Raw genomic sequence first — 18,093 nt, forward strand, 5'->3', positions numbered from 1 at the left:
ATGGGCGAGACGACCCCCCTCGACGCAGCGAGCATCGACTCCTACCGCGACCGGTTCGCGCGGCATCTGTCGCAGACCGTCCCCGGACGCAAGGAGTTCGTCGTCGCGCGCGCGCACGGCTGCACCCTCACCGCCGCGGACGGGCGCGACTACCTCGACATGACGTCCGGCATCGCCGTGGCGAACGTCGGACACACCCACCCCGACGTGGTGGCCGCCATCACCGATCAGGCCGCGCGGTACGCGCACGTGAACGTGTACGGGCGCTTCGTCATCCCGGAGCAGGTTGAGTTGGTCGAGCGCATCACCTCCGTGACCGCCCCGGGGCTGGATGTCGCGTACCTCACCTCCAGCGGTGCCGAGTCGACCGAGGGTGCGCTGAAGCTCGCCCGGAAGTACACCGGGCGCCCGAAGTTCGTCGCCTTCGAGCGTTCCTACCACGGGCGCACGCTCGGCGCGCTGTCGGTGAGCTGGCGCGAGGAGTGGCGACGACCGTTCGAACCGCTCCTGCCGGAGGTCGAGTTCGTACCGTTCGGCGACCTCGACGCCGCCGCGGCGGCCATCGACGAGCGCACCGCCGCGGTCATCGTCGAACCCATCCAGGGCGAAGGCGGGATCCGCGTCCCCGACGATGACTTCCTTCCGGGCCTCCGGGCACTGGCCGATCGTTCCGGGGCCCTCCTCATCGTCGACGAGGTGCAGGGCGGCATGGGACGTTCGGGCATGTGGTTCTCCCACCAGCACTGGGATGTCGTGCCCGACATCATCACGATGGCCAAGGCCGTCGGCGGCGGGCTCCCGCTGGGCGCGATCGTATCGACGGAAGAGATCTTCGCCACCTTCGTCGATCCGCCGCTGTCGCACCTGACGACGATGGGCGGGAATCCGGTGTCGTGCGCCGCCGGCATCGCGGCGTTCGACGTCATGGTGCGCGACGGTCTCGTCGAGGCATCCGCGCGACGCGGGGAACACCTGCGAGCGCGCTTGCGCGAGGTGCAGGCGGAATATCCCGACCGCGTCGTCGACGTGCGGGGGCGCGGGCTGTGGTGCGCGTTCGAGGTCGCCGGTGACGGCAACGCGGTCGCCAGGGCCCTGCAGGAGCGCGGCGTGCTGGTCGGATCGGTGCTGAACTCCGCCGGAACGGTGCGTGTGACCCCGCCGCTGGTGGTGTCGGAGGCCGAGATCGATCTGTTCGCCGCCACGTTGCGAGACGTCGTCGCCGCCGGAATCGGCATCAGCGCGGGAGGGGCGGCGCGATGATCCCGCCCAAACGCGACGACGTCGTCATCCGGGCCGCGTGGGTGCTGACCGCGGCGGCGTCGGGTGCGGTGCGGGACGGCGCGGTGCGCATCCGCGAGGGCGCCGTCGTCGATGTGGGGCCGGCGGCCGAGGTCCTTGCCCGCGCACCCGAAGCGCCGGTCGTGGGCGACGGCACCGGGATCGTGGCCCCCGGCTGGGTCAACACCCACACCCACCTCTCGGAGGCCCTCGCCACCGGCATGGGGTCAGAACTGACGCTGTTCGAGTGGGGTCAGCACATCGTCGGCCCGGTCGGTGATGTGATCACCGCCGAGGACGCTGCGGAGGGCACCGCGTTGCGGGCGGTGGAGCTTCTGCTGAGCGGGGTCACGTGCGTCAACGACATGTTCGTCCACGCCAACCGCGGGTCATTCGCCAGCCTCGGCGTGGTCGAGGGGCTCGAGCGGGCAGGACTGCGCGGCGTGGTCTCCTTCGGCGCGGAGGACCTCGCCGACCCCGACGCCGGCCCGTGGGGTGGCGTCGAGGAGATCCTCGACGAGCACCACGCGCTGCACGCGGCGGCTGCGGCCACCGAACTGGTGACCTTCCGGTACGGCATCGGCACGCTGCTCGGACAGAGCGATGCCCTCCTCGCCGCCGGGGTCGACGCGTGCGAACGTGCCGGATGGTCGATCCACACCCACCTGGCCGAGACCCGCGAGGAGCTGGTCACCGCTGCGGGACGATGGGGACGCCGGACGATCCCGCACGCCGAGCACCTCGGGGTGCTCGGACGGCCGGTCATCGCCGGACACGCCGTGTGGGTCACCGCCCACGATGTCGACCTCCTGGCCCGACGGGAGGTGGCCGTCGCGCACAACCCGGTCGCCAACATGATCCTCGGATCCGGCGTGTGCCCCGTCTCGGCGCTGCGTCGCGAGGGCATCGCGGTCGGCATCGGCACCGACGGTGCCGCCTCCAACGATTCCCAGGACATGCTTCAGGCGGTCAAGTCGGCCGCGCTGCTGCAGAAGGTGCACGCCCTGGACCCGAGCGTCATCGACGCGCGGACCGTGTTCGAGATGGGCACCATCGACGGCGCCCGGGCACTCGGTCTGTCGCACCTGGTCGGCAGTATCGAGCCGGGCAAGCGGGCCGACGTGGTCCTCTATCAGGACACCGTCGACGTGTCCGTGCTGCACGACCCCTACGGTCAGCTCGTCTACGGGGCATCGCCCCGGTCGGTGGCCGCGGTGTGGGTCGACGGGCGGCGTGTCGTCGACGACCATCGCTGCGTGAGCGTCGACGAGGTCGCGCAGATCGCACGCAGCCGGCCGTTGGCGCGCCACATCGCGCGTGACAGTCGCCTCGCCCGCGAGGGGAGATCGGTGCTGTGAGCGGATCGTCGGATGTCACTCGCGTCGCCGTCGTCGGCGGCGGGCACAACGGCCTGGTCGCCGCGGTGCTGCTCGCCCGCGCCGGCTGCGACGTCACCGTCCTCGAACAGGCCGCGGAGGTCGGCGGATGCCTGTGGACGCAGCGCACGACCTCGGGTGTCGTGATCGAACGCGGCGCCATCGACCACGGCGGGATGCGGGCGATAGCGGGCGAGCTCGGCCTGGAGCGGTTCGGTCTGACGTGGCGGGAGCGCGAGCTGCTCTCGGCGTTCCGCGTCGACGGCGAGGACCGCCTGTTCACCGCTGACGCCGCGCAGACGGCCGACGGACTCGGCGCCGACCGTGACCGGTACCTCGCCCTCGTCTCACGGGCCCGCATGCTCTTCGACGCCGTCGACATGTTCGCGCAGCCACCGACACCGACGAGCCTGGCGACCATGCTGTCGTCGCTGCGCGGTGGCGACGACCTGTTCCGCACCGTCCTGATGTCGGCCGAACGCGTCATCGCGGACGGCCTCGCCGATCCGCGCACCCGCGCGGCGCTCGGACTGTACGCCGCCCACAGCCAGCTGCCGCCGTGGGCCCCCGGCAGCGGCGCGATGGGGCTCCTCCTGCCTGCCGGGCACGGTGAGCCGGGCGTCCGCCCGGTCGGCGGATCCCGAGCGCTCGCCGACGCTCTGCGCGCCGCGCTGGAGGCGGCCGGGGGCCGGGTGCGTGTCGGTGCGCCCGTGACCGCCGTGACGCAGAGCCGGGACGGTGTGCGGGTGGACACCTCCGACGGCGAGGGCGTCGTCGTCGACCGCGTCGTGTCCTCCCTCGACCTCGTGCGCACCGCCGCCCTGCTCGATCGCGTCCCCGACGCGATGGCGGCCTCCGCGCGCACGCTGGTGTCCGGCTCGTTCAACGTCGCCGAGATGACCCTCTCGATCGCCCGACCCGGCGAAGGGCCCCGACTGCCCGGCGGCGACCAGGCGATCACCTTCGTGCAGACCGGTCTGGACGATCTGCGCCGTGGATTCGGGGACATCATGGCCGGACGCGCACCGCGACGTCCGTGGGCGATGGTCACCGGTGTCGATCAGGACGGCGGCCCCGGCAGCGCGACGTGGATCAGCACCGTGGTGCCGCTGCGGCGCGCATCCGGAGCCTGGACCGAACGTGCCGAGGAGCGCGCGGCGCAGTCGGTCATCGAGACGGTGTCCGCGCAGCTGGATGTCGACCTGACCGGCGAGGGGGCCGAGGTGACCGTGACCGGCCCGCGCACATGGATCCAGCGCATCGGGGGCACCGGAAACCCGAACCACATCGATCTGACCCTCGACCAGATGTTCGGGTGGCGGCCGCCGGGGGCCGCCGGACACCGCACCGAGGTGCCCTGGCTGTACCTCACCGGCGCCGGCACCCCGCCCGGCGGCGGCCTGTCCGGGGTCTCGGGACGGGCAGCAGCAACGGCTCTGTTGCACGACCTCGACGCCCGTCCGTCGGCGGGTGCGCGGCTGCGCTCCGCGGCGAGGGAGGCCGGAGGGCTGTGGTCGGCGATGAGGACGTACCTGCAGATGAGGCGCGGCGCATGAGCGTGCGCAGAGGGGAGCGGTCGTCATGACCGACGGGATCGAGGACGGGATGGACGCCTACGGCGTGCTCGATGCCGTCACCGCCTACCAGCGCTCCGCGGTGATCGCCACCGCCGTGCGTGTCGACGTCTTCGGCGCGATCGGCGACGCGGCGATGACCGCCTCCGCCGTCGCGAGTGCGTGCGGCACGGCCGAGGCGCCGACCCGCACGCTGTTGGACGCGCTGGCGGATATGGCCCTTCTCGTCCGTGACGGTTCTGAACACGTCCCGACCTATCGCGGTCGCGGCGTCGCCTCTCACCTCGCCCGCGGAGGCGCCCTGAGCGACCTCGTCGCCAAGGAGGACTACCTGGCGGGTCAGTGGCAGCGGCTGGATGAGACGGTCCGGACCGGCACACCGACGATCCCGTCGTGGCGGCGACGTCTCGAGCACGACCCGGCATCTTCCCGCACCTTCCTGCGCGCGCTGGTCACCCTCGCGCGGATGATCGGCGCCGACCTGACCGGCATCGCCGAGCTCGGTGCCGGCCGTGCCGTGGTCGATGCCGGGGGTGGTCTCGGGTCGTACGCGGTTCCGCTCGCGGACGGCGGTGCACACGTACGACTGGTCGAGCTGCCGCAGGTCGCCGCGTGGTGCCGCGAGGAGCTCGCCGGTCGCGCGGACATCGAGGTCGTCGCGGCCGACCTGCTCGCGGCGCCGGCACTGGGAGTCGCGCCGGGTTCGGCTGACACCGTCCTGATGTCGCATCTGCTGCACGATCTCGACGACGCCGATGCCCGGACGGTGCTCGCCCGCGCCCGCGACGCCCTGCGACCCGGGGGTGCCGTGGTGGTCCTCGAGATCCCGGGAGACGCGCCGGCACCGCTCGGTGCGATGTTCGACCTCATGATGCAGATCGAGACGCCCGGTCGCGCCCGTCGCTCGGACGACCTCGTCGAGCTGCTGCGCGGGGCCGGCTTCGACCGGGTGCGGGACGGCGGGGTCGCCGCGCCGAATCTCGTGCTGGTGGGGGAACGGGGGTGACCATGTCGTTGGAGCCGCTGGGAGTCGACGACGTCTACCGCATCATCCTCGACCGCATCGGTGCCGGGGACTACGCCCGCGGATCCCGCCTGCCCTCGTGTCGTCGCCTGGCCGGCGAGCTCGGTTCCAACCCGTCCACGGTCGACCGCGCGGTACGTCGCCTGGCGGAGATGGGTCTGGTGCGGACCGTCCCGCGCACCGGCACGTACGTCGCGACCGTCGGCACGCCGGTGGTGGATTCACGCGGCGAGATCGGTGACGAGATCCGGCGGGTGCTGCGTCGGGCGTGGCGCTCGGGCGTTCCCCTCGACGAGATCCGCGCCCTGATCGACGACGCGGTCGACGAGCTCGAGGTCGCTCCCCGTATCGCCTTCGTGGAGTGCAACCGACGCGACCTGCAGCACATGCACTCGCTGGTGCGACGGGAGTCGGGTTTCGAGATGCAGCCGGTCCTGCTCGCCGACGCGTGGGGTCGCACCCTCGACGACGAGTTCGACATCGTCACGACGCCGGTCTTCCACCTCAACGACCTGAGCGATGTCGTGTCGGACTTCGACAACGTCGTCGAGATCACCTTCGTCGCCTCCCAGTCGGCGCTGCGCCAGCTTGTGAACCTGCGGCATGCGCGCCGCCTCGTGGTGGCTGCGCCCACGGCGAGGGGTGTGTCGTGGATGGCCGCCGTGGTCGGCCAGTACTTCTCGGGTCCCATCGAGCATTTCCACATCGGCGTGGACGATTCGTCGAGGCTCGAAGGGGTGGACGTGGTCGTCGTCAACAACGCGGCTCGGCTGCCGGACGGCTGGGAGGGCCGCATCCCCAACGTCGTCCCCATCGAGTGGGAGCTCGATCCGCGGTTCGCGACCTCGTTCAAAGAACGCATCGGCGCGCGTCTGGCGCGCCGCAGAAAGGCAGTGTCATGACGCTCACGATAGGACTGTCCCGCATGGACCGGGTCCGCCCGCTCGCCGACGGGCGCGTGCGGGTCGGATCGCCCGACGCTCCCGTCGATGTCGAGGTGTCGTTGCTGCCGACCCAGGCGCTGTTCAACCAGCAGCTCGTCGAGCACACCTTCGATTGCGTCGAGCTGCCGATCGCGACCTTCGTCCGCCTCATGGAGGAGGGACAGGACAATCCCTACGTCGCCCTGCCGGTGTTCCCCTCGCGGCACTTCCGCCTCTCGTGCGTGTTCGTCAACGCCGATGCCGGTATCGCCTCTCCGGCCGACCTCGCGGGTCGACGGGTCGGTGTGCCGGTGTTCGACATGGCCGCCGCGGTCTGGTTGCGCGGCATCTTGCAGGACCACTACGGACTCGACCGCGTCGCGCCCGTGTATGTCACCGGCGGCCTCGAACAGGCCCGGGCGGGGGAGGAGCATCCGCAGTTCTACCCGCCGCAGTTCACCGTGGAACGTCGCGGGGACGCCTCACTCGCGAAGCTGCTGGCCGACGGCGAGATCGACGCGCTCTACACCGCGCGGGCCCCGTCCACCTGGCCCTCCGGCCGGGTTGCGCGCTTGTTCGAGCGCCCGCAGGAGGAGGAGCTGCGGTACTTCCGCAAGACCGGCATCTTCCCGCCGATGCACCTGGTGGGCCTCAAGCGGCACGTCGCGGAGGCCTCGCCGGAGCTCATCCCGCAGCTGTACCGGGCGTTCCGCGATGCACAGGATCTCGCCCGCGCCGATCTGTGGGACTCGACGGCCCTGTCGACCATGTTGCCGTGGCAATTGGAGTCGCTGCGCGAGTCGGAGGCGCTCATGGGTGCAGACCCGTGGCCGATGGGCTTCGCGGGGAACCGGCACACGGTGGCGACGCTGCTGGAGTACCTGCGGCGCGACCGGCTCATCGAGCGGGACTTCTCCCCCGAAGAGGTCTTCGCGGGGCCGGCGCAGGACTTCCTCGTCGCGACCTGAGGCCTCCCGATTGTCGACAAGAGCCTGTGGGAGGGTCTTGCCGGGATTTCGCGAGTATTCGCGGTTCTCGAGGTGATACGCCATCGAAACACGGGGGAAACACGACGACTCTACGCTCGGATTGTCAACAATCGAAAGAGGTGGCAATGCGCACCGGTCAGGAATACCTCGCCGCACTGTCGGACGGACGAGACATCCGGGTGGACGGTCGGCGGGTCGAGAACGTGGCGCTCGATCCGGCGTTCGCAGGGGTCGCGCAGACGACCGCCGCGCTGTACGACCAGGCGCTGAGCTCCGGAAGTCGATTGCTCGACCCGGAGACCGGTCGCCACCTGATCTACGCGATCCCCCGCACACGCGAGGTCAGCGATGCCCGACGAACCGCCCTCGAGGAGTGGTCGGAGGCGACCCACGGGTTCATCGGACGCGGAGCCGATCACGTGTCGGGTCTCCTCGCCGGATTCGCGAGCAAGCCCGAGCTGTTCCACGACATCGAGCGCCCGCACAGCGGCAAGGTCGTGGAGTTCCATGAGTACGCCGCGTCGCGCTCCCTGTGGATCACGAACGCCATCGTCCCCCCGCAGGCCAATCCGGCCGACCCCGCGTCTCACGTGAAGCCCGTGGAGGTCGTCGACGAAGGCGCCGAGGGCATCATCGTCGACGGTGCCCAGATGCTCGCCAGCGGCGGCGCGGTCGCGGACGAACTGTTCGTCACGTGCGTGCGTCCACTCGCGCCCGGGGAGGAACGTCGCGCACTGTCCTTCGTGGTGCCGTTGAACGCGCCGGGTCTGCGCCTGATCTCCCGACGGCCCTACGCCACGCTCGGCACGTCGTTTGATTACCCGCTCGCCGCGCGGTTCGACGAATCCGACGCGATGGTGACCTTCGACCAGGTCCTCATCCCGTGGGAGCGCGTGTTCCTGGTCGGAAACCGTGCGGGACTGCAGGCGCAGTTCTTCGACACCGCCGCGCACCAGCTCGGCAACATCCAGGCGATCATCCGGCTGGCGGCCAAGCTCCGCTTCATCACCGGGCTCGCCTCACTGGCCGCCAAGGCCAACGGACGCGAGAAATCCGAGTCGGTGCGCAACGCCGTCGCCGACATCTCGATGATCGCCACCACGATCGAGGCTTTCGTCGAATCGGCCTACGCGCGGGCCGGTGTCGACGATGTCGGCGTCGTGCGGCCCGACGGCCAGTTCCTCTACGCCGCGCTCGGGATGCAGACCGACGTCTACCCGAGGGCGATCAAGCTGCTCGGCGAGCTCGTCGGCGGCGGCGTCATCCAGCTCCCGGCCTCCTCCGCAGACCTGCTCGAGCCCGATGAGCGTGCGTCGATGCAGCGTCTGATGGGGTCGGGGGAGAACGGCCTCGACGAACGGGTGAAGCTGTTCAAGCTCGTCTGGGACGCAGTCGGCACCGAGTTCGCCGGTCGGCACGTGCAGTACGAGCGGTTCTACTCCGGATCCCCCGCGGTGGTGAAGAACTACGCGCACCGCAACTATCCGTTCGCGCAGGCGGAGACCCGCGTGCAGGAGTTCCTGGCCGGCTACGGGGTCGAGGACGGGCCCCGTGACTGACACGGCCGCGGTCGGACGCCCCACGATCGTCCGGCATCAACTGGAGCGACTCATCACCTCGGGCGAGCTCGCGCCGGGTGACCGTCTCGCCGAGGTGCAGCTCGCCGAGCGGCTCGGGGTGAGTCGCGGCCCGGTGCGGGAGGCGATCACCGCGCTCGCCCAGGACGGCCTCGTGGTGCAGTTCCCCAATCGGGGCGCGTTCGTGCGCACCGTGAGCGAAGACGACGCCCGCCACCTCTACGAGGTGCGCTCCGCGCTGTTCGGGCTGGCCTGCCAGCTGGCGGCCGCTCGGCGGCAGGCCACCGTCGAGATCGAGCTGCGTGACCTGCTCGCCTCGATGCGAGCCGCCTTCGAGCGCGACGACTCGGAGGCCTACTACGAGCTCAACCGCGCCTTCCACCGCGCGCTCCTGAGTGCGTCGGGCAACCCCCGGCTGCTGCGGCAGTACGAGTCCATCTCTCGGGAGATCAGCCTCTTCCGTGCGCGCGCGCTGACGGTGAGCGAGAACGTCGCCTCGTCGCTCGAAGAGCACGAAGCGATCGCCGCGGCGGTCATCGACGGAGACGCCGAGGCCGCTCGTCGCCGTGCCGCCGATCACATCGTCGGCGGTCTCCGCCGGCATATGAAGGAGAGCGCGGTCGACCGATGATCAACGACGGCTCCTACTTCAGTCCCGGCGGACAGTTCACACTCACCGAGGTCGACGACGGCCCGCTCCGGGGGGTGACCGTGGCCGTGAAGGACCTCTACGACGTCGCCGGTCGGGTCACCGGCGCCGGCAACCCCGCGTTGACCTTCGAGGGGTCGGCGGCGCGCTCGCACGCCGTCGCCGTCTCCCGGCTCCTGTCGGCGGGCGCGACGGTGATGGGCAAGACCGCCACCGACGAGCTGGCCGCGGGGATGTTCGGCGTGAACTCCCATTTCGGGACCCCCTGGAACCCCGCCGCACTGGACCGCGTCCCCGGGGGCTCCTCCAGTGGGGCGGCATCGGCGGTCGCCGCCGGAGACGCCGCGCTCGGGCTGGGCACCGACACCGGCGGGTCGGTCCGGACCCCGGCGTCGTTCTGCGGACTGTTCGGTCTTCGCACGACCCACGGCCGGATCCCGCTCGACGGCGTCCGGCCGATGGCGCCGAGCTTCGACACCGTCTCCCTCCTTGCACGCCGCACCGACGTGATCGGTGCGGCACTGGAAGCGCTCGTGGACGCCGCGGCGCCACCGCGGCGGATCTCGCGCCTGGTCATCGCGGAGGACCTGCTCGCACTCGCCGACCCCGATACCGTGGAGCTGGTCCGGCGCACGGCGGCGCGCTGGTCGCGCCTGTGGGGATTCGACCTCGAGGCCCGGCGGGTGTGCCCGGCGGGGGTCACGCCGGCGGATCTCGTCGACACCTTCTGGCCGCTGATGAGCCGGCAGCTGTGGGAGAGCAACGGGGCGTGGGTGCGCACCGAGGACCCGCCGCTCGGTGAGGGCATCCGCGACCGCATCCTCGCCGCCGGGCAGGTGGACGATGTGCAGATCGCCGCCGCCGACGCGGGGCGCCGCGCGCTCAGCCACGCGCTGTCGGAGCACCTGGAGCACGCCCTGCTGGTGCTTCCGACCGCCGTCGGCCCGGCGCCGCTTCGGACCGCGTCGTTCGACGACCTCATGGACTACCGCGCGCGCAACCTTCCGCTGGTCGTTCCGGCGTCGCTGTGCGGAATGCCGCAGCTGTCGGTCCCGACCGGGATCGTCGAGGGCGCCCCCGTGGGCGTGTCGATGCTGGGCATGCCCGGCGACGACGAGGAGCTGCTGCGCTGGGCCGCACGACGGGGAGCGGCATGACCGCCCCGCGCCGCGCCCCCGCCGCCTTCGAGATGTCCGCGGAGGGCACCGGGCTGGCGCCGCTGGAGGGCGCGTCGATCCTCGTGTCCTTCGTCGTCAATATCGAGCACTGGAGTCTTGACGCGCCGATGCCGCGCGCGGTGCTGCCGCCGCCGCACGGGATGACGGTCGTTCCCGATGTGGCCAATCACTCCTGGGTCCTCTACGGACTCCGCGCCGGGCTCCGCCGCGTCGCCCAGGCCCTGGCCCCTCTCGGCGGGCGGGTGTCCGCGGCGGTGAACTCCGCCGTGGTGTCCGAGTATCCCGCCGTCGCCGACCTCGTCGAGGGTGAAGGCTGGGAGGTGCTCGCCCACGGCGTACGTCAGCAGAGCGTGCACGGCGTCGCCGATGAAGCGGCGGCCATCGCGCAGGCGATCGATCACCTGTCGGCCCGTTTCGGGCGCCGCCCCCGGGGGTGGTTGAGCCCGGGCATGAACCAGACCGACGACACGCTGCGTCTGCAGGCGGAGGCCGGTATCGAGTACTCCCACGATTGGATGATCGATGACCGGCCGGTGTGGCTCGATGCCGGGCCCCATCGCATGCTCGGCCTGCCCTACACCGTCGAGAACAACGATGTGACCGTCTACCAGGTGCAGCATCAGCCGGACGGCGCGTTGTCGGCCCGGGTCGAGCGGACTCTCACGCGGCTGCGCGCCGAGGCGTCCCGGGGTGCGGTGGTCATGCCGATCGGACTGCATCCGCACATCGTCGGGGTGCCGCACCGGATCGCCGAGCTGGAGCGGATCGTCGAGCTCATCGCGCAGACCCCGGAGTGCCGTCCGGTGACCTCCGCGGAGACGGCCGACTGGTACCGTGCGCAGGTGCCGGCGTGAGGGCCGCGCACCAGCGCGCCATGCTGAGACCGTGGCCCGGGCCGACCGCCGGGGCCGGCTACGCCGAGGAGAGCGCCGATCGAATCGACCGGTACGAGCCGGAGGTCCGCGCCTTCACCCATCATGACACCGCGCCGTTGCGGACCACCGGGGACGACCGAGGTGGCGCACTGGCCGGGATGCCGGTCGCGGTCAAGGAGATCATCGACAGCGCCGACCACCCCACCGAGTGGGGGTCCGACCGTGCCCGCGGACGTCGCCCCGCCCGCAATGCCGACGTCGTGCAACGTCTGGTCGACGCCGGCGCCACCGTGGTGGGCATGACCACGAGCACGCCCTTCGCCTGCGGCACGACCACGCCCACGCGGAACCCGCACGCCCTCGGGCACACTCCGGGCGGCAGCTCCGCCGGATCCGGCGCCGCGGTGGGGGCGGGATTCGTGCCGATCGCGCTGGCCACCCAGACCGGGGCCTCCACGATCCGACCCGCGTCGTACTGCGGCGCCTACGGCTTCAAGCCCACCCACGGGCGCTACCCGATGGCCGGTGTGCATCCGGTCGCCGAGACCCTCGACGACGTCGGGCTCATCGCCGCATCGCTGCGAGACATCGACCGAGTCGACGCCGTCCTCATCGGACGCGCGGCCCCAGAACCGCCGCCGCGACTCGAGGAACTGCGGATCGGCTGGGTCGTCCTCGACGGCGGGGACGAAGCCGGCCCGGCCGCGTGGCAGGCGCTCGATCGCGCGCGTCGACGGCTGGCCGACGTCGGCGCGCCCCCGCTCACGGCCGCGGCGGAGGACGCGCTCGCCGCCTTCCAGAGCCTGGTCCCCGGGTCGACCGAGCGCATGTTCGATGTGTTCGCCGCCGAGGCCGCACGCCACATCTCGCCTCATCTGACACCCCCGGACCCCGAGACGGACCCGCGTCTGATCGAGCTGGTCGAACGGGCCGGCTCGCTCACGGACGAACAGATCATCGCGGCCCATGCGCTCCGGCGGCGACTGCGCGAGGCCCATGCCCGGCTCGCCGGTGCCGTCGACGTCGTCGCCACCCTCTCGACGGTCGGACCCGCGCCGGTCGGCCACGCACGCACCGGAAGTCGCACCATGCCGGCCACCGCCAGCTACCTCGGCATCCCCGCGGTGTCGCTGCCCGTCCTCTCGGTCGACGGCCTGCCGATGGGGCTGCAACTGCTCGGCGCCGACGGCGAGGACCGCGGCCTGCTCGCGGCGGCCCACGCCGTCGACGGCGCCCTCCGGGACGACCCGTTCCCCCTTTCCGCATGCACCGACAGACAAGGATCCACTTCATGACCTCCCCTGTTTCCTTCACTCCGACGATCGACCCGACCAAGGGCGTCGACCTCACGGCGGAAGCGGCTCGTTTCGTCCTCGACACCGAGGCGTCCAGCGTGCCCGAGCGGGTCGGGGACCTGGCCCGCGCGTCCATCCTCGACGGGCTCGGACTGGCGCTGTCCGGCTCGGTCGCCGAGTCGGGCGAGATCGTGCACGACTACCTCGCGGCCACCGGCGTCACCGGGAGCGGCGAGACCACCGTCATCGGCACGGGGCTGCGTGCCGCCCCGCGCTTCGCCGCCTTCGCCAACGGCGTCGCCATCCACGCCGACGATTACGACGACACGCAACTCGCGGTCGCGGAAGATCGCGTCTACGGCCTTCTCACACACCCCACCGCGCCGGTCCTTCCCTCGGCGCTGGCCGTCTCGGAGCAGCTCGGGCTCTCCGGCGCCGACATGCTCATGGCGTACCTGGTCGGCGTCGACCTGGAGTGCAAGATCGCCGAGGCGATCTCGCCCCGCCACTACCAGCATGGGTTCCACGCGACCGCGACCTGCGGCACCTTCGGTTCCGCGGCCGCCGCGAGCCGCCTGAGAGGGCTCACCGTCGAGCAGACCCGGCGTGCTCTGTCGATCGCCGGCAGTCAGTCGGCCGGCCTGCGCGAGAACTTCGGCACCATGACCAAGCCCTTCCATGCCGGCCGCTCGTCCGAATCGGGGGTCGTGGCCACCGACTTCGCCCGTGCCGGGTGGAGCGCGAGCCCGGAGATCCTCGAGGCGCCGCGCGGCTTCTTCCAGGCCGCGGGCGGCGGGTACGACGAGGGCGCCATCCGCGGCGCCCTGGGATCGCCGTGGACCTTCGACAGCCCCGGCGTGTCGATCAAGCCACACCCCTCCGGCTCACTCACCCACCCCGGCATGACCGAGATGCTGCGCCTGATCCACGCGCACGACCTCCGTATGGAGGACGTCGTCCGGGTGCGGGTGGGGACGAACCACAACATGCCCAACGCGCTCATCCATCACCGTCCGATCAACGAGCTGCAGGCCAAGTTCTCCATGGAGTTCTGCATGGCGATCCTGCTGCTGGAGCGCCGCGCGGGACTCAACGAGTTCACCGACGAGGTCGTGCTGCGCCCGGATGTCCAGGAGGCGCTGGGCAAGGTGGAGTTCGGGGTGCATCCCGAGGCGGAAGCGGACGGCTACGCGAAGATGACCACCATCATCGACATCGAGCTGACCGACGGCCGCACGGTTTCCGGACGCGCCGCCTTCGGCAAAGGGAGCCCCGCCGACCCGATGGACTACTCGGAGGTCGCGGCGAAGTTCCACGAGTGCGCTGAGTTCGCATCGTGGGACCGCGGGCGGGCGCAGGCGATCGTCGACATGGTCGCCGACATCCAGAGCGTCGCGGACGTGCGCGACCTGACCGCGCTTCTGCAGCGGTGAGCGCCGACGACCGACTGCGCCGCCTCGAAGCCGAGGCGGCCGAAGACATCGCGCTGACCTCCTACCCGACACCGGAGTGGGTGCGCTCCCGGTCGACGCCGGACCGTCGCGTGCTCGATGTGCTGATCATCGGGGCGGGCCAGGCCGGTCTTGCCCTCGCGTTCGCCCTGCGGCGCCGCGCGGTCACCGAGGTCGAGGTGTGGGACGAGGCCGAAGCAGGTCGGGAGGGGCCGTGGGTCACCTACGCGAAGATGCGGACGCTGCGCACGCCCAAGCATCTGACCGGACCGGACCAGGGTGTGCCGTCGCTGACCCCCGAGGCCTGGTATCGCGCGCGCTACGGCGACTCGGCGTGGGAGCAGCTCCGCTTCATCCCGAAGGAGCACTGGCAGGAGTACCTCGGCTGGTTCCGTCGGGTCACCTCCGCGCCCGTGCGCAACGGGGTGCGCGCCACGGGTATCCGCCCCGACGGTGACCTGCTGGAGGTGAGGGCGGTCGGGCCGGGTGGCCAGGTCGGACGGAGCTGGGCGCGGCGCGTGATCCTCGCGACGGGGATGGCCGGAAACGGTCGGTGGAGCGTGCCGGGAATCATCGCGGACAACCTGCCCGAGGACCGGTACGACCACACCGGGGCACCCCTGGACACCGAGACGCTGCGCGGCAAGCGCATCGGCGTCCTCGGTGGCGGCGCCTCGGCTTTCGACTACGCCGGCGAGGCGCTGGAGACGGGGGCGCGCAGCGTAGACCTCTTCTACCGACGCGCACAGATCCCGCGGGTCAACCCGTTCCGATGGATGGAGTTCTACGCCTTCGGGGCACACTTCCCCGATCTCTCCGACGACGACAAGTGGCGGTTCACGGCCCGTTTCCAGCAGACGAACCAGCCTGTGCCGCAGTACACCTGGGACCGGTGTGCGCGGTTCGCGCAGTTCTCCTGGCACGTGTCGTCCCCGTGGGAGTCCGTCGCCCTCATCGACGATGAGATCGAGGTCCGCACCCCGACCGGGACGTTCCGGTTCGACCACGTCATCGCCGGCACCGGGCCATCGGTGGAACTCGAGGTGCGTCCCGAGCTCGCGGAGCTCGCCCCACGGATCGCGCGGTGGCGCGATCGCTACCAGGCGCCCGATGAGTGGCGGGACGACGCGTTGGCCGCGTACCCGTATCTCGGCCCGGGGTTCGAGTTCCTCCCGCGCGAACCCGCGGACGAGTGGGTCTCGCGCGTCTACGACTTCACCTACGGTGCGCGCCTGTCGATGGGGTTGAACGGGAACATGAACTCGGGCCTCGGTGCCGGTGCGAGGCGCCTCGGCGACGCCGTCAGTCGATCCCTGTTCCTCGAAGACGCCGACGCCTTCTTCGACAGCTACCGCGCGTACGACACTCCCGAGTTGGTGGACCTGGGGCGGCCTGATGCGTGACCTCGTCGGCTATGGTCCCCAACGCCCCGACCCGCGCTGGCCGGGCGGGGCGCGCGTGGCACTCAACCTCACGGTGAACTACGAGGCGGGAGCCGAGGAGTCCGTGCCCGATGGTTTCGCGCACAGCGAGGCACCCCTCACCGATGGCGTGCCCGCCGGCGCCGACGTGCCGGGACGGGATCTCGCAGCCGAGTCCTTGATGGCCTACGAGGCACGCGTCGGTGTGTGGCGCGTGCTGCGGCTGCTCGAGGAGAGGGGCATGACGGGGACGCTGTCGGCGTGTGCGGTGGCGCTCGAACGCAATCCCGCCGTCGCGGAACGCTTCCGCGCGGCGGGGTTCGACCTCCTGGGGCACGGATGGCGTTTCACCCGCCACTACCTGCTGGACGAGGAGACGGAGCGATCGCATCTGCGCCGTGCGATGGCCTCCTTCGAGCGCACCTGGGGCGAGATCCCGAGCGGATGGTATTGCCGGTACGGGCCGAGCCAGGCCACACGGCGCCTGCTGGTCGAGCACGGCGTCGGATACGACTCCGATGCGTACGACGACGAGCTGCCGTACTGGACCCCGGTGGCCGGCCGCCCCCACCTCGTCGTCCCGCACACCTTCTCCAACAACGACAACAAGTACGCCAAGGGGTGGTGGGGGACCTCCGAGGACGCCTTCACCTATCTGAGGGACGCCTTCGACGTGATGTACGCGGAAGGCGCGTACGGTGCCGGGATGATGATGATCAGCATCCACCCGCGGCTCAGCGGGCATCCGGCGCGGGCAGCGGGGTTGGCCCGGTTCCTCGACCATGTGCAGCAGCACCCGGACGTATGGGTCACCACGCGCGCCGCGATCGCCGATCACTGGCGAACCGGACACCCCGCCCCGTCAGGCGGCTCGCGGTGACCGATCGAGATCGCCTGATCGTGCACGGGGGAGCGGTGCTCTCCCCCGACGCGGAGCATGTCCTCGACGCGGATCTCCTGATCGAAGACGGCGTGATCGCGCAGATCCGCGCCCGGGTCCACGGTGCGGATCCGTTCGCCGGAGTCGATGGGAGGCGCCTGGATGCGCGGCGGCGCCTGGTCGCGCCGGGATTCGTGAACGGGCACACCCATTCGCACACGGGCATCCTCGGTGGCATCGCGCGGGATTGGACGCTCGAGCACTCGCTGATCAACGGGCCGTGGACCGGCGCGGAGCGCTCCGTCGAGCTCACCCGCATCAGCGCGCTGCTGGTTGCCACCGAGCTGGTCGCCTCGGGGTGTACGTCGCTGTTCGACCTGGTGTACCGCTTCCCGGACATCGACGAAGAGAGCTTCCTCGCCACCGCCGAGGCGTACCGCGATGTGGGTCTGCGCGCGACCCTCGCGCCGATGGTGGCCGATCGGACGTTGTTCGAGGCGCTGCCGGCGCTCGCCTCCTGCGGCCACGCGGCGCCCGCGCGGGCGCAGACCCTGCCCGCCGCCGCGGACATCATCGCGGCGTGCACCCGACTGATCGAGACCTGGCCGTACGATCGGACGCTGCTCGCGCCCGCCGTCGCCCCGACGATCCCGGCCCACTGCTCGGACGAGCTGCTCGACGGGCTGGATCGGCTTTCGCGCGAGACGGGCGTGCGTCTGCACATGCACCTGGCCGAGTCCAAGCCGCAGGCACGCGCGGGTGCGCAGCGTTACGGGCGCTCGATCACCGCGGAGCTCGATGCGCGCGGCATGCTGCGCCCCGGCGTCACGGTCGCGCACGCGGTGTGGACCGACGGCGCCGATGCGCGTCTCCTCGCCGCCGGCGGCGTCGATGTCGTCACCGTTCCCGGCAGCAACATGCGGCTCGGCTCGGGGCTGCAGGATTCGCGAGCGCTGCTGGAGGCCGGAGCCCGCCTGGCTATCGGGACCGACGGGGCCAACTCCGCCGACGCGTTGGACATGCTGCACGCCGTGCAGCTGACCTCGTCGGTGAGCCATGTGTTCGATCGTCCCGCGGGCGAGTGGTTGACGCCGGGCGAGGTCTTGCGTGCGGCGACGGCCGGCGGCGCCGAGGCGGTCGGGCTGGGCGCGCTCACCGGACGGATCTCCGAGGGATTCGCAGCTGACCTGGTGTTCTGGGACCTCGGCGCAGCCGCCTTCACCCCGGGGATCGACCTCGTGAATCAGATCGTCACCGCGGCGCGCATCGGGGACGTGCGCACCGTCATGGTGGGTGGACGCGTCGCGATGGACGGCGGCGTCGTCGCCGGGGTCGACGTGGCGCGCCTGCGGGACCGCGCCGCTGAACTGTGCGAGGAGTACTTCGCCGCCGCGAAACGACGTCGCGCCGCGGCGGGGGAGATCGCCGATGCGGCACGAGATGTCCTGGCGGGGCAGCGCCGCCTTCCCTGGCGACCCGAGCGGCTGCTCCCCGCCACCGCCGACTGAACGGGCGTCGGCGTGACGTCAACCCCCTGGGCGACGGCCGTGTGCGGTGTTTCGGTGGATGGTGGGCGGTTCCGCCCGGCGACCATCATCCGCGA

General features: G+C 71.4%; 15 protein-coding genes. All 15 read left to right on the forward strand.

Annotated features, from left to right (window positions below):
- The 15 genes from RZO50_RS05280 (at window position 1) to RZO50_RS05350 (ending at window position 17,998) form a co-directional block, all read left to right on the forward strand.
- Window positions 1-1,260: an aspartate aminotransferase family protein gene (locus RZO50_RS05280; protein WP_322598623.1), complete on the forward strand. Its 1,260-nt coding sequence runs from the start codon at window positions 1-3 to the stop codon at window positions 1,258-1,260.
- Complete coding sequence (locus RZO50_RS05285; RefSeq protein WP_322598624.1) at window positions 1,257-2,636, forward strand: amidohydrolase family protein; 1,380 nt, start codon at window positions 1,257-1,259, stop codon at window positions 2,634-2,636. The genes RZO50_RS05280 and RZO50_RS05285 overlap by 4 nt, the downstream gene beginning before the upstream one ends.
- The gene (locus RZO50_RS05290) at window positions 2,633-4,210 is read left to right on the forward strand and encodes a phytoene desaturase family protein (RefSeq protein WP_322598625.1); all 1,578 of its coding nucleotides are present in this window, start codon (window positions 2,633-2,635) and stop codon (window positions 4,208-4,210) included. The genes RZO50_RS05285 and RZO50_RS05290 overlap by 4 nt, the downstream gene beginning before the upstream one ends.
- A 25-nt stretch (window positions 4,211-4,235) precedes the next feature.
- Complete coding sequence (locus RZO50_RS05295) at window positions 4,236-5,234, forward strand: methyltransferase (protein WP_322598626.1); 999 nt, start codon at window positions 4,236-4,238, stop codon at window positions 5,232-5,234.
- Between the two features lie 2 nt (window positions 5,235-5,236).
- Window positions 5,237-6,154, forward strand: a complete 918-nt coding sequence (locus RZO50_RS05300) for a GntR family transcriptional regulator (protein ID WP_322598758.1) — start codon at window positions 5,237-5,239, stop codon at window positions 6,152-6,154.
- Window positions 6,151-7,143, forward strand: coding sequence for an ABC transporter substrate-binding protein (locus RZO50_RS05305; RefSeq protein ID WP_322598627.1), 993 nt, complete (start codon window positions 6,151-6,153; stop codon window positions 7,141-7,143). Before RZO50_RS05300 ends, RZO50_RS05305 begins: the two co-directional genes overlap by 4 nt.
- Window positions 7,144-7,289: 146 nt before the next feature.
- Window positions 7,290-8,723, forward strand: coding sequence for a 4-hydroxyphenylacetate 3-hydroxylase family protein (locus RZO50_RS05310; protein ID WP_322598759.1), 1,434 nt, complete (start codon window positions 7,290-7,292; stop codon window positions 8,721-8,723).
- On the forward strand, window positions 8,716-9,372 hold the full coding sequence (locus RZO50_RS05315; RefSeq protein ID WP_322598628.1) for a GntR family transcriptional regulator: 657 nt from the start codon (window positions 8,716-8,718) through the stop codon (window positions 9,370-9,372). Before RZO50_RS05310 ends, RZO50_RS05315 begins: the two co-directional genes overlap by 8 nt.
- Complete coding sequence (locus RZO50_RS05320) at window positions 9,369-10,547, forward strand: amidase (protein WP_322598629.1); 1,179 nt, start codon at window positions 9,369-9,371, stop codon at window positions 10,545-10,547. Before RZO50_RS05315 ends, RZO50_RS05320 begins: the two co-directional genes overlap by 4 nt.
- Window positions 10,544-11,422: a polysaccharide deacetylase family protein gene (locus tag RZO50_RS05325; protein WP_322598630.1), complete on the forward strand. Its 879-nt coding sequence runs from the start codon at window positions 10,544-10,546 to the stop codon at window positions 11,420-11,422. Before RZO50_RS05320 ends, RZO50_RS05325 begins: the two co-directional genes overlap by 4 nt.
- Before the next feature lie 20 nt (window positions 11,423-11,442).
- Entirely contained in the window at window positions 11,443-12,738 is a 1,296-nt protein-coding gene (locus RZO50_RS05330) for an amidase (protein ID WP_322598631.1), read from the forward strand.
- Window positions 12,735-14,171, forward strand: coding sequence for an MmgE/PrpD family protein (locus RZO50_RS05335; protein WP_322598632.1), 1,437 nt, complete (start codon window positions 12,735-12,737; stop codon window positions 14,169-14,171). Before RZO50_RS05330 ends, RZO50_RS05335 begins: the two co-directional genes overlap by 4 nt.
- The gene (locus RZO50_RS05340) at window positions 14,168-15,592 is read left to right on the forward strand and encodes an NAD(P)/FAD-dependent oxidoreductase (protein WP_322598633.1); all 1,425 of its coding nucleotides are present in this window, start codon (window positions 14,168-14,170) and stop codon (window positions 15,590-15,592) included. Before RZO50_RS05335 ends, RZO50_RS05340 begins: the two co-directional genes overlap by 4 nt.
- Window positions 15,585-16,490: a polysaccharide deacetylase family protein gene (locus RZO50_RS05345; protein WP_322598634.1), complete on the forward strand. Its 906-nt coding sequence runs from the start codon at window positions 15,585-15,587 to the stop codon at window positions 16,488-16,490. The genes RZO50_RS05340 and RZO50_RS05345 overlap by 8 nt, the downstream gene beginning before the upstream one ends.
- Window positions 16,487-17,998: an amidohydrolase family protein gene (locus RZO50_RS05350; RefSeq protein WP_322598635.1), complete on the forward strand. Its 1,512-nt coding sequence runs from the start codon at window positions 16,487-16,489 to the stop codon at window positions 17,996-17,998. The genes RZO50_RS05345 and RZO50_RS05350 overlap by 4 nt, the downstream gene beginning before the upstream one ends.
- Window positions 17,999-18,093 lie beyond the last annotated feature (95 nt).

Origin of the sequence: Microbacterium xanthum, from assembly GCF_034531355.1 — a bacterium.
Taxonomy (GTDB): domain Bacteria; phylum Actinomycetota; class Actinomycetes; order Actinomycetales; family Microbacteriaceae; genus Microbacterium; species Microbacterium xanthum.